This is a genomic window from Leptospira mayottensis 200901116, from assembly GCF_000306675.2.
Classification (GTDB): domain Bacteria; phylum Spirochaetota; class Leptospiria; order Leptospirales; family Leptospiraceae; genus Leptospira; species Leptospira mayottensis.
Map to the genome: position 1 here is coordinate 2,183,492 of NZ_CP024871.1, position 12,051 is coordinate 2,195,542.

Here is a 12,051-nt window from a genome sequence, read left to right on the forward strand (position 1 = left end):
ATTTTAGTGGAAAAAGAATCGGCTCGAAAAGAAAAAACCAGAAAATCGGCCCTGCTCCTCCTCTCTTTAAATAAAGAAGACGCCGCCAAAGTTCTATCGAAACTCGACGATTCTATGATCGAAGAGATTATCCTGGAAATGGCACAGATTAAAACGGTTTCCAAAAAGGAAAAAGAAGAAGTTCTCTTAGAATTTAAGAATTCAGTCCTTCCAGGTGACGGAGAAATCAAAGGTGGTATGGATGCCGCTCGGGAAATTCTGCAACAATCCCTAGGAAAAGAAAAAGCGGAAAATATTCTCGGTAAACTTTCCCGAAAAGATATAGAAGACGATTTTTCATTCTTAAGCGAGGCCGAACCGGGAACTCTTGCAAGTCTGCTTCAACACGAATCCCCCCAAACGGTCGCAGTTACTCTCGCGTTCATGAGCCCCAAAAAAGCCGCTGACATTCTAAAATTTTTCCCGAGCGAACTTCAAGCAAGTGTCGCCTATCGTCTTGCAAATACGACTAAAACCCATCCCGATGCGATCAAAGAAATCGCGAGAGTTCTCAAGAAAAAATACGAACAAAGAGATCGTTCCGAATACAGCGAGGCGGGAGGAGCGGAAGCACTTGCAAACATTCTCAATCATATGGACAAATCCCAAGAAGAGAATATTCTCAAAGAGTTAGAAGCGAATTCTCCGGAACTCGCTAAACAAGTCAAAGAAAAGTTATACACTTTTGAAGACATCCTCGCTTTGGACCAGAAGGAAATGAGAATTTTAATCAACCGCATAGGTGACGACGATTGTCTCAGCATGGCTCTGCGCGGAGCTGGAGACGAACTCAGAAATCATTTCTTGAATGCCATGTCCCGAAACCGGGCCGCGGAAATTTTGGACATGATGGAAATCAGAGGCAAACTCACCTTACGAGAAATCAACGATGCAAGAAACGTCATCTTAAACTTCGTCCGAGAATTGGAAGAAGAAGGAACCATCTTTGTTAAAAAGGACGGAGAAGAATATATTTAGGAGTCTGTTTTAAAACCTCGGAATCTAGGAGCCTCGACAAGTTATATTTACAAGATTCTAATTCTTTTTCTGAGAAAGAAAAAAAAGGATTCGGAAACTTCTTCCAAAATGCGAAATTTTCTTTGAGCCCGTACCGAAATTATTCGAGTCTTTTAAAATTTTCGTTTATTCAAGAATTCTATCGAGATTTTGGAACAAGTCCTAAAGATTATTAGCTTCATGCTCGTAAATACTCGCTTCTTTTTCACAATGCTCCGCTAATTTTTTATATTTTTTGTGTTCTTCAATAGAAGAAATCGCTTTTCCACCTTTACTCAAATTGGATAGGTTTTTATACCTTTCCGCAAGATCCTTATGGTCCTTCGCTTTCTTAATCAGATACTCCTTTGCGATCTTTTTTAATTCCGGATTCGTTGCCTCTTTGATTAACAACTCTTCTATTTCCGAAATTGCAAAAATTCCACTGGAAAATCCAAATAGGAAAAGTATTAAAATTATAATCTTTTTCATGATTTCCTCTCCAAGTACGTTTATAACCCCGTATATTTTCCACGAAAAGAGCTTCTCAGTCTATTCAAAAACAAACAAAATTTTCTATTTCGTAGGTGAATAATTAATAACGTAAGTTCAAACCTACCTCACCTATACAATTAAATGCCAATAGACAGTAGATCGCATATAAGCAGTTTCCCAGGAAAACATGCGACCGGAATTCGCACCACGCTTCCAAACTTTTGAATGAAAACGAAAACTTCGAGTTTACTTTGTATCGAGTTAAGAAATTGATTTGGAAAAAAGAAAAAATTCCGAAGCTGACGGGACTCGCCTTTTATAAGCAGGTTCTTCGCTATGGGTCAAAAGAATTTGCTCCACGGCGTCTTACTGGTGGGTTCGCTTCGCATTTTTTTATGCTTTTTACGAAAGTATAAAACGTCCTCGCTTCTAAGCTTCGAGCCCTTAAACAATTTGTAGACGTTAAATGGGATTTTAAAAAAGGAAAATCTCGGAGCTGACGGGACTCGCCATTACGCACTCTTTCATCATGAAAGAGTAAGCTCCACGGCGTCTTAGTCGCGGCTCGTCCATCCATGGACTCGCTTCGCGTTTTTACACTTTTTACGAAAGCGAAAAAACGCTCTCGCTTCTAAGCTTCGAGTCCTTAAACAATTTGTAGACGTTAAATGGGATTTTAAAAAAGGAAAATCTCGGAGCTGACGGGACTCGAACCCGCGACATCCTGCGTGACAGGCAGGCACTCTAACCAGCTGAGCTACAGCTCCTTGTTCTCTTGATACTTTTTCAAAAGAACATCTCCGGTCAATCGATTTCATTTAAATTAATTCGAAAAATTCTATTCCTGAAATTCATTCTTTCATTTACTGGAATACAGAATTCTCTCCATAAAAATATTGGAACGAAAGCAAAAATGATCGTTCAGGAAAAAAAACCTCAAGAACTTTTAGAAGACAGGATCTTCACCATTTCCAATTTGCTTTCGATCAGTAGAGTTTTTCTTTTACCCTTTTTCATCACTTTCACAAAAACTTATATGGCTTCGTCGGAAAAAACTGAATTCCTTTTCTACGCCATACTTATATGCCTTTTAGCAGTACTTACCGATTATCTCGATGGATTTCTTGCAAGGCTCCTCCATCAAGAATCCGTTCTCGGGAGATACTTAGATCCTATCTGCGATAAGATTGTGACAATCGGAGGACTTTCAGTCATCGTTCATTATTTTCGGTTTCCGCTTTGGATTCTAATCGCTTACATCATCCGTGAAATTTTAGGAATCTGGTTGGGAAGCTTTCTTTACCTCAAACGGGGAATTCAAGGAAAACCAAATTGGTGGGGAAAGTTCGGAGTTGGGCTCGTAGCGATTACAGTTTTCTGGTATATGTGTATCCCTCTCATCAAATTTCGAATTCCAGGAGAAAGTATTTTGAAACACCCCGAAATCTCCGGTTACATCCTCGTTATGATTCTTTGTGCGGGAATCTTCGCTTATTCCAAACGCTACTGGAATATCGTATTTCATCCGGAAAAAATTCAAATCGATCCCGCAGATAAAAAGACTCGAAAGAAATACGAATTGGTTTGATCGTAAGTTCCTTGACTCCCAAGACTCTTTTCTCATTCTGTCATTGCAACCCGCTCGGGTGGTGGAATTGGTAGACACGCAAGCTTGAGGTGCTTGTGCCGTTTAGGTGTAGGGGTTCGAGTCCCCTCTCGAGCAAAAAAATACTTCTCTTTTTAAAATTCAACAATCAACCACTATCAAATTCGGGGCTCGAAACGAGACTTAGTAAAGTGTTTCGAGCTTATATTGCGCCCCATAGGAAGCAATACATTGAATTCTAAGAAGTGAAAGCCTTCCGAGCCACATAGGTGCGGCGAGGTCAAAGTGAAAAACTGTGAAACTAAATTTTAAATCCATTCACCCTTAAACATTCCTCCCGAATCACCTTATTTTTTCCTGATCCCTTTCTATTCTTTAAAAAAGCTGAGCCTGTTTATTTCAAAAAGTTTAGGTGAATAAAATTTCAATTAAACAAATGAAACTCGAAAATTTGACAATAATTTACAAAACAATTTACCCAACAATATAATGACTCAAATAAAATCAGATCAAAATATAATAAATTATTTTCATATTATATTTTATTATTTGACATAAAGTATAATCTAAATTCCTTATGCTGCAATATATGTTAAATTTGTGTAAAAAAATCACATTAGCCATTATTTTATCAACAATCATACATTGTAAGAATCAAGAAGGGGATCGAAATTTCCGCGCTACTTCACTTCAAATATTGAGCCTCTTTTCTCAAAATAGCTCTCCGATAAACCGTCTTGAAGGGAATAACAGTAAATCAACAAACCTACAGAGTTCTCAGTTAGTTTCAAAATTCCAACTCAACCCAGAAATTTTCGAAAACGTAGGTTTCCTTTACACCCGAAACTTGAATTTCCCCGAATTACGTAGGATTCAGGACTTTTCCGTGGTTCATCTAAACGATTCCATTCGCGATACGAATCTTTCACAGACTGATGTGAATCTTTTCATCTTAGATTCGCCAAAAGGGAACATTATTTACTCCAATTCAAACCAAAGCATTCGATATTTTCATGACGATCGTATCGAAAACTATAAGCAAATTTATGTTCTTCCTAACGGAAAAATCCTCTTCATTTCCTCTGATAACTTTTTAGATCTGTGTTACACATACAATGCAACTGGTAACGTTACCTTCACTCCGAACTGTATCAAAACAAACATAGGCGCTTATTCAATTTTTGAGTTTAAGCCCGATAACGAGGAAGTGATTTTATTGGATCACCAAAAACAATTAAAGAGATTCAATACAATCAATAATTCTTTAACCGCTTTGAATATAAATCCGCAACCGACAGAAGTGTTTTCCTTAGCCTATAATAACGGTTTCCTAGGTGTTTTAGAAAATAAAGGAACCAAATTAACTTTATTCTCCGAAGGAAACGGACGATTCAACTTCACAAATTCTCTGGAAGACTTTTCTTTTGTCACACAAAAAGGAGCCAGGTACAACGCCCCTCAATTTTTAGGTATTGCAGTCAATTCAAGCGGCGTCATTTACGCAACTTGTCCTTCTGAAGACGCAATTTACTCATTTAACGGAGATTTAAGAATCACCGACGTATATGAATTTCTCCCCGAGATCAGACCTTATAAAAAGATAATCAGCCCCCATAAGATTCTAATCTCAAAAAGGAATGAATACCTTTATGTTTCAAATCGATCTGCCTTAGAAATTCTGAAAGACTCTGCAAATAATCCAAGTGAAGACTTTCAATGGATTTTACCGGTTCAATCGGATTCCATTGAAAATGCATTTAAGAGTTTAGTAAACTCAGGCGGGTATGATCCGAACAAAAGTATTTTCGATCAACCTGGTATAAAAGAAATCGTTCAATCTTGGAAGGGGAATTTGTGAAAAAGAGCTATTTTCCGAAACTATTGTTAATCACTGCAATCATTGGCTTAGGTTACAGTTATTACAATTGTAAAATCAGCAAAGAACAATTAAAAAGCATTTTAATTGGAACGTGCACGTTTTGGCCTGCAGATTGGGGTGTCAAACCTCCAGTGTGTGCATTTGTGAGTCAAACGGCTATAAGTTTGCGTAGTCCAGCTTGCAAAGGATGTGAATATGGATTTACATTTGGTTATTGCAAAGACGATGAAATCGGATATGGTTCTCCTTATGGCTATTCATCCCACTGGGAAATCGATCCGAATGGAAAATACTGTGGAAAAACGGTTCAACTTCCTAACGGTTCGATGGGCTGTATGGATGTAAGCACTTGTGTTAAATCTGATGGTGGAATAGCCCAAAATTACCATAACTCTGAATATATCAATGATACTAATTTTATTCCTCTACCCCCCATTCTGAAAGCTCTAAGTCCTTCCAATACCACGAGAATTTACCAAAGTTCTCCGATTCAAATTCAATTTGATAAATCCACTCAATCGGATTCTTTTACATTTTCTGGTCCGATTGGTTCCAGTATCGGGAATCGATTTCAGATCAATCGAGCTGATCTTTTTAACGATAGACTTGTAATCCCGGGCCAATCGAACCGAGCCGTGGGCGTAGGAAGAACGTTAAGCGTAAAAGGCTTAGATATCGATGGTAAAGAAATTGATATAACGCTCGTGTATTCCGTTCAGCAAGATGGTGTTCCAATGGACCCTTCCACTTCTACCTGCCAACCGGAATGTCAAGTGAATTGGTTGAACTCTTATTCCATACAATTCAGCGCTTCAGGAGGATTTTCACCTTATCAATGGTACATTGCCGGAGATCCGAATGCGTATCCGCCCGGAGTGAATTTATCGACTTCCGGTCTACTGACCGGACCTGCAACCGCAAATTTCTTAGGCTTGTATCCGTTCTCCGTAATCGTTATCGATGCAACCGGAAATATGCAAGTTTTTCCAGTCGTAATCAATTCCATTGATGAAATTGCGGCTTGTTTCTTTGCGGGGATTTGCGGATAAAAGAGAAAACAATAAATATCCATTCAAATAGAGTGAAATTAAAAACCATGAATATTAATAAGAATTTAATACTTTCCGTTTTGTTTTTATCCTTCGTTTCATGCGAAAACTTTAATAAACCAAAAGAAAATAAAATCACCATGAATAACTTTGAGGATCTCTTTTTACTTGGTTCTACTTTAAAAATGAACACCCTCATACGAGTCGACAACCAAAGAGACGTTCCCGTTGCGGCGGCGATCTATGATAATTCCGCTTGTGACCCAAATGCTGCCCCAAAGTATCCTGGACTTCCAACCGTTTACGATTTTGGAACAGTTCCCTCTCGTTCCAAATCCACTGTCAAGAGTCTTCCATTGGCGAGTTATCCGACCAACCCTAGTGATTGGACCGGAGGAAGATTAGTTGAATTATATGTCAGAATCAACCTTGCTTCATGCCAGAGAAACAGCTTTTTAGTAAGCACCTCTTCCGATCAAATCGGTTACATCTGGCAGGTAATCCGAGATTCTCCGACAGCGTTTCATAATAATTTTGAAATCAGAAGAGCCGTTTTTATCCCTCCTAATATGGAATAAGAAAATTTTGTTTATCCTATGGATTGAATTCCTCTACTTCCGGAAAACTCATTTTTCCCTCGGTTCCGAAGACTTGCGAATCATTTAAAATGTCATTTTTCAAGAAACATTTTGGTCGGAATTCAATGATTGTATTTGTGATCTGTTTCTCGGATCTGAATGCGGCGGAATTAGTTTTAAAAAACGGAAATTCTTTTATCGGATCCGTAATTGAAGAAACGGAAGCAAAAACGAAGTTTTTATGGAAAGGCGAAGAGTATGAAATTCCCAAATCCGATATTTCTTCGATCGACAGAAAGAAAAAAGGAGCAGACACCTCTTACCACTATTCTTCCCTCAAATTAAAAGATGGAAGTGTAATTGTAGGCGTTGTAGTCGAAGAATCAGAAGAACTAATTGTCATAAAAACAAATTTAGGTTTTATTAATATTGAAAAACAGAAACTCTTAGAAACATATTCAAACCTAGAACCTCATCCGAAATTAGATCGAAAATACCTATCTTATCATAGTAAGATCTGGAACAATCGATTCGGATTCAGTCTGAATCTTCTAGCAAACCACTCTCCAATTTCCCGATCAAACCCCGTATCGTATGGAGGCTCTCTTTTTATTGAACCTTCCGCTTTCGATTTTTCCGGTTATCGGTTATCTTTTCGAATGGATTATTTACAATCTAAGACCTCGGAAGCGAATTACTTATTTCTAAATCAGTTTGTCTATTTCAACAAAGGAAAAGTGTTCTTCGATAATCCTAGTTTGAATTTTTATTTCAATATCGGATTAGGCGCCTCGATTACAAGTTTTACAGGAAATGGAGAACAACATAGCGGAGCGAGTCCCTCTGCAATTTTAGGTTTTGGATGGCAGGGAATTAATTTCAGTTCGGTTCAACTCCGAATTGGAATCGACTCGTTTTGTACATTTGAGAGAGCCGGAACATTTTGTGCGACAGGAGTCGAATTAGGAGCCATGTATTTGTTATGAGATACTTTATTGTTACGTTCACGTTATTCTTATCGTGTGGAGATTCTACTTTATTTGAGGGAAGTAAAACTCGCAAAAATAACATAAAAAGTATTTTCTTTCTAAACATAGGACCAAATTCAGCAACTTTAGTCTGGAATTGCGAAGACGAAATGAATGCTTACGTGACTTACGGAAGAGAAACCTTGGATAAGGTAATTCCCAGTTTAAATTTCGGAAAATCGCATATCCTCACCCTAACCGGATTGATTCCGCAAACGGATTACGTCTATACCGTTTCTTGTGGAAATAATCTCGATGATATAACTTGGATCAACAGTTTTCAATCCGCAGTGAGTGACGATCCAATCAAAACCAGAGGTATTTGGCTTATAGGCGGCATAGGAACGGACGGGAATCCAATTTCACAAATCGATTTGTATGATCCGGTGGAAAACCGATGGTACCCTAATATTACGCAAATGCCAACTCCGAGAGCTTTCGCAAATATTATTGCGCATAAAAATAAAATCTATGTCATGGGCGGTTTGATAAAGTCTGGGCCTTCTTTCAACGCTACCGATCGAGTGGATGAATATGATCCGTTTTTAAATTTATGGAAAACCCTTTCTCCGATGCCGAATACTCATCAAAGTGGCAATTCCTTATCGGTTGAAAATTCAATCGTAATTATCGCCGGAACCACATCTGAAGCGATGCAAACAGGCACATTGACAAATACTGTTTACGAATTTTCCCCTTCTTTAGGAACTTGGACAAAATACGTTTCCAATAGTGCAATCTTCCAGAGAATCGACATAGCTTCCTGTAATACCGGGGGTTCACTCTTTTTTGCCGGAGGTCGAAGGGCATCGGATGGAAGCCCGTTTGCTACTTCCGATGGATACATTCCAGGTATAAGTTCCACAACCTTTATCGTCGAAAGTCCGTTGAACGTAGCCCGACACGGATCAGCTGCTGCTTGTTATATTCCCAATTCAAAAGATCCTTTTCCATCGGATCCGCCAGCAATCTTAATAGCGGGAGGATCTACTTCATCAAATTTAATCCAACCTTCTTCCGGGATTCTACCAACGAATTCGTTCGAATATAGTCAAATCAATCCCTCCGCTTTCAATTCTTATGCTAACCTTCCATCCGATCTTTATTACCCTTCTATGGAAATTTCATACGATCGTCGAAGTGCATTTGTCTTTGGCGGCGAAACATCCTTAGGTAGTTTAAGCGACGGGGTTTTCAGCCTAGATCTTTCCACCCCCGCGACCTCTCAATGGCAATCCGTAAATTCTAAAATGCCACTTCCAAGATACGGCCATAAATCAATTATATTGAGTCATTAATATGAAAGGGACTTTTGTCTATTTGCTCATCCTATTTTTCGCCTTTGAACTCTTCGGAGAAGATTTTAGCGAACCGTATCAAAACATAAAGTCTTACATTGAAAGAGGAAATCTCAAAATTGCACAGGAAAGCTTGTCGGATCTTTTAAAGATTTATCCAGACGACGCGACTTTACAATTATACCAGAACAAATTGTGGATTGCTTATGCGGACAGTTTTTTTCAAAAAGGATCCATCGACTTAGCTTTGAATTATTATTCGAAAGTTGATAAGGAATGGGCAAACAATCATCACGTTAAAAGTCAGATCCGAAAATGTCTCAACAATTTAAAAAGTGTTTCAGAAGGAAAAAATCTAATACAAAGATTACCCTCAAGAATTATTGAAAATACGGAAATAATCTCCCCTGTTTCGACAATTCCTAATGAAGGAATATTAAGTGGCTTAAAAAATATTAAAGATCAAATTAGAGACGTTCAATGGATCGTTTTTTCTAACTTGGGAATTCTTTTGACATTCATAGGTTATTCTGTGCTTTTTAGAAAAAGATAAGAGTTATACACTTTCAACCAGCGGGATTAAATTCGAAAATACCGAAAAAATTTCCCTATCACAAAGCCTTCCCCTAAAATTTCAGTCTTTCAGCTTTAGAGAGACAAAAAATTTCAATGCGATTGTTTTACTCGAGGTTATCTCAAAAACCGTCATCCGTGTAGTCAGACTTAAAATTTCTTGTACTTAAACTATAAATAATATAATTGATCGTTATGAGCCGATTAGGTGACTTAACGAACGAACAATGGGATTTGCTTTGCGATTTACTTGTAGAACCCGAAGCAAGAGATGACGGTAAAGGTCGTCCGCGTGTAAATTCAAGATCAATTTTGGACGGTATATTATGGATTCTTCGCACTGGTGCTCCGTGGATAGACCTACCTGATAGATATCCCGCATATCAAACATGCCATCGAAGATTTCAAGAATGGCGCAAAAATGGAACCCTGGATAAAATTTTAGAAGCGCTTCTTCATGACTTAGAAATAAGAGGCAAGATGGATTTAAGTACGTGTTTCATTGACGGGACTTTTGTTCCTGGAAAAAAAGGGGCCTACGTATTGGCAAAACTAAACGGGGAAAGGGTACAAAAGTCATGGTTATCGTCGACAAAAATGGTATTCCTATCTCCGCCGGGATTGAAAGTGCTTCGCCGCATGAAAGTAAGCTCGCGGAAGGTGCAATCATCCGCAAAAAAGTCAAAGGCAAAATCAAAGATTTAGTCGGAGATCGTGCTTACGATTCTGATCCTTTAGATGAATATCTTAAAAAGAAATATAAAGTAAATTTGATCGCTCCACACAAATCAAATCGAAAAAAGAAAAAGACACAGGATGGACGTAAGCTGCGGAAATATCGTGGAAGATGGAAAATTGAACGAACTTTTTCTTGGCTACAGAACTTCAGAAGATTTGCAACTCGATACGAACGAAACGATCAAAACTTTTATGGAATTCTGATACTCGCATGTATCATGATCGTTATTAGGAGTTTTTGAGATAACCTCTCGTTATTTTACCGAAAAATCCTATCTCGATAGAAGCCTTTTCAAAAAATGAGAAAAACTATAAACCCCAAAGACGACCAATCCTATGCTCTACGAAATCACAATTCTTCAATTTTCCAAAATGCTCAAAAATCTAAGACTTATCCTAGAATACGCGGAATCTAAAAAGTTCGATGTGCAAATCCTATTGAACTCTAGGCTGGCTCCCGATCAGTTCCATCTCATCAAACAAATTCAAACCGCCTGCGATACGGCAAAACTGGGGGTTTCCAGGCTTACCGGAAAGGAAGCGCCAAAACACGATGATCAAGAAAAAACCATCGTGGAATTACAGGCAAGAATCCAATCCACGTTAGACTATCTTTTGACCTTTACGGAAAAGGACTTCGCCGATTCCAACGAACGAAAGATCTTCCATCCGCGCTGGGATGGAAAATATCTGACCGGAAAAGAATTCGCAATTCAACACGCGATTCCCAATTTCTACTTTCATATCACGACTGCGTATTCCATACTCCGTCACAACGGGGTTGATATCGGAAAGAAAAATTACCTCGGCGAAATGCCGCTTAAAAGTGAACCTCAATCACAGAGGACTTCTTGAAACAATCTCTCGCAATTCTAAGATGGCCAATTTTTTGGATCGGAACGTTTTGGATCACATTCAATGTTTGTAATTCTCCTTTTCGGGAATCCAAAACCTCCCTTTCTTCAAAAACCAATCCGAACGGAATCCCGGTTCTTATCTACCACGAAATCGTAACCGATCCTCAAAGAGAAACCGGAGAAACCGTGATTTCTCTGCAAAAGTTCGAAGAACAGATGCAATATCTTTTTTCCAAAGGTTATAACCCGATTACGATGAAGGACCTTATTTCCTATATACGGAAAGAAAAAGTTTTACCGGACAAGTCCGTGGTTTTAAACTTCGACGACGGTTGGAAAAACGTCTTAAACGCAGTTCCAGTACTCAATCAATACTCCTTTCCAGCTTCCTTTTGGATCATAGCCGGACCGAAAGGTATCGGGAACGGAGAATATCTGGAATGGTCCGACATCCAAGAACTTGCCAAAAATCCTCGATTTGAAATTGGATCTCATACTTACAGTCATCCCTGGGATCCAAATGATAACTTGGTGACTTGGGTCGACAATCGTGTCGATGGAAAAAGTGAAAAAAATGCGCTCTTTGAATTGAAAGAATCCAAAAGAATCCTTGAGTCCAAGTTAGACATCCTTGTCGACTATATAGCTTGGCCCTGCGGCTGGTATAATGATAAACTCATACAGTTAGCAGTGCAGTCAGGTTATAAAGCGATACTTACAACGGAAGATGGAACCAATCTGCCGGGAGGAGACCCTCTGAAAATCAAACGTGTCTTTATAGATGGAAAATGTGATCTTATTTCTTTTATTAAACAATTGGAAAATCCAAGATACATCGTATGTCAAAAGTCTAAAAAACCCACACAGGGAAATTCTCCCTATTCTCATTAAAATTTTTTAAATTTATCTCCCAAA

Annotated in this window: 12 protein-coding genes and 2 tRNA genes; 12 read left to right on the forward strand and 2 right to left on the reverse strand. The window is 38.5% G+C overall.

Annotated elements, in window-relative coordinates; translation table 11 throughout:
• Positions 1 to 6 precede the first annotated feature (6 nt).
• On the forward strand, positions 7 to 1,017 hold the full coding sequence (gene fliG / locus LEP1GSC190_RS09860) for a flagellar motor switch protein FliG (protein ID WP_002761845.1): 1,011 nt from the start codon (positions 7 to 9) through the stop codon (positions 1,015 to 1,017).
• Positions 1,018 to 1,218: 201 nt separating this feature from the next.
• On the opposite strand, the gene LEP1GSC190_RS09865 is transcribed toward fliG, so the two are convergent.
• Both LEP1GSC190_RS09865 and LEP1GSC190_RS09875 read right to left on the reverse strand, forming a co-directional pair.
• Positions 1,219 to 1,527 (reverse strand): LIC_10421 family protein, encoded by a 309-nt coding sequence (locus LEP1GSC190_RS09865; protein WP_002761864.1) that lies wholly within the window; start codon positions 1,525 to 1,527, stop codon positions 1,219 to 1,221.
• A 696-nt stretch (positions 1,528 to 2,223) separates the two neighbouring features.
• Positions 2,224 to 2,297, reverse strand: a tRNA-Asp gene (locus LEP1GSC190_RS09875).
• Between the two features lie 146 nt (positions 2,298 to 2,443).
• Between LEP1GSC190_RS09875 and LEP1GSC190_RS09880 the strand changes: the two genes are divergently transcribed.
• The 11 genes from LEP1GSC190_RS09880 to LEP1GSC190_RS09935 all read left to right on the forward strand — a co-directional run bounded on the left by LEP1GSC190_RS09880 (position 2,444) and on the right by LEP1GSC190_RS09935 (position 12,027).
• Complete coding sequence (locus tag LEP1GSC190_RS09880; protein WP_036035602.1) at positions 2,444 to 3,118, forward strand: CDP-alcohol phosphatidyltransferase family protein; 675 nt, start codon at positions 2,444 to 2,446, stop codon at positions 3,116 to 3,118.
• A gap of 52 nt (positions 3,119 to 3,170) precedes the next feature.
• A tRNA-Leu gene (locus LEP1GSC190_RS09885) sits at positions 3,171 to 3,253 on the forward strand.
• 523 nt (positions 3,254 to 3,776) lie between these two features.
• Positions 3,777 to 4,994: an LIC_11904 family protein gene (locus tag LEP1GSC190_RS09890; RefSeq protein ID WP_036035605.1), complete on the forward strand. Its 1,218-nt coding sequence runs from the start codon at positions 3,777 to 3,779 to the stop codon at positions 4,992 to 4,994.
• Positions 4,976 to 6,064, forward strand: a complete 1,089-nt coding sequence (locus LEP1GSC190_RS09895) for an Ig domain-containing protein (protein WP_174232273.1) — start codon at positions 4,976 to 4,978, stop codon at positions 6,062 to 6,064. Before LEP1GSC190_RS09890 ends, LEP1GSC190_RS09895 begins: the two co-directional genes overlap by 19 nt.
• Before the next feature lie 47 nt (positions 6,065 to 6,111).
• A complete protein-coding gene (locus LEP1GSC190_RS09900) occupies positions 6,112 to 6,642 on the forward strand; it encodes a hypothetical protein (protein WP_004279700.1) in 531 nt (176 codons plus the stop codon).
• Between the two features lie 89 nt (positions 6,643 to 6,731).
• Positions 6,732 to 7,628: an LA_3334 family protein gene (locus LEP1GSC190_RS09905; protein ID WP_420844250.1), complete on the forward strand. Its 897-nt coding sequence runs from the start codon at positions 6,732 to 6,734 to the stop codon at positions 7,626 to 7,628.
• A complete protein-coding gene (locus LEP1GSC190_RS09910) occupies positions 7,625 to 8,968 on the forward strand; it encodes a Kelch repeat-containing protein (protein WP_004279344.1) in 1,344 nt (447 codons plus the stop codon). Before LEP1GSC190_RS09905 ends, LEP1GSC190_RS09910 begins: the two co-directional genes overlap by 4 nt.
• A 1-nt stretch (position 8,969) precedes the next feature.
• Complete coding sequence (locus tag LEP1GSC190_RS09915; protein ID WP_002761919.1) at positions 8,970 to 9,521, forward strand: tetratricopeptide repeat protein; 552 nt, start codon at positions 8,970 to 8,972, stop codon at positions 9,519 to 9,521.
• Between the two features lie 215 nt (positions 9,522 to 9,736).
• A protein-coding gene (locus LEP1GSC190_RS21060; RefSeq protein ID WP_420844245.1) for an IS5 family transposase occupies positions 9,737 to 10,521 on the forward strand; the annotation gives its coding sequence in 2 pieces (ribosomal slippage) (positions 9,737 to 10,085 and positions 10,085 to 10,521; 786 coding nt in all).
• A 94-nt stretch (positions 10,522 to 10,615) separates the two neighbouring features.
• Positions 10,616 to 11,134, forward strand: coding sequence for a DUF1993 domain-containing protein (locus LEP1GSC190_RS09930; RefSeq protein ID WP_002761902.1), 519 nt, complete (start codon positions 10,616 to 10,618; stop codon positions 11,132 to 11,134).
• Complete coding sequence (locus LEP1GSC190_RS09935; protein WP_004279578.1) at positions 11,131 to 12,027, forward strand: polysaccharide deacetylase family protein; 897 nt, start codon at positions 11,131 to 11,133, stop codon at positions 12,025 to 12,027. Before LEP1GSC190_RS09930 ends, LEP1GSC190_RS09935 begins: the two co-directional genes overlap by 4 nt.
• Positions 12,028 to 12,051: the final 24 nt, after the last annotated feature.

Excerpts from the sequence above, each read along its gene's own strand:
- LEP1GSC190_RS09865 (WP_002761864.1), bottom strand. The coding sequence starts at position 1,527 with ATGAAAAAGATTATAATTTTAATACTTTTCCTATTTGGATTTTCCAGT.
- LEP1GSC190_RS09880 (WP_036035602.1), top strand. The coding sequence starts at position 2,444 with ATGATCGTTCAGGAAAAAAAACCTCAAGAACTTTTAGAAGACAGGATC.
- LEP1GSC190_RS09910 (WP_004279344.1), top strand. The coding sequence starts at position 7,625 with ATGAGATACTTTATTGTTACGTTCACGTTATTCTTATCGTGTGGAGAT.
- LEP1GSC190_RS09900 (WP_004279700.1), top strand. The coding sequence starts at position 6,112 with ATGAATATTAATAAGAATTTAATACTTTCCGTTTTGTTTTTATCCTTC.
- LEP1GSC190_RS09930 (WP_002761902.1), top strand. The coding sequence starts at position 10,616 with ATGCTCTACGAAATCACAATTCTTCAATTTTCCAAAATGCTCAAAAAT.
- LEP1GSC190_RS09905 (WP_420844250.1), top strand. The coding sequence starts at position 6,732 with ATGTCATTTTTCAAGAAACATTTTGGTCGGAATTCAATGATTGTATTT.
- LEP1GSC190_RS09915 (WP_002761919.1), top strand. The coding sequence starts at position 8,970 with ATGAAAGGGACTTTTGTCTATTTGCTCATCCTATTTTTCGCCTTTGAA.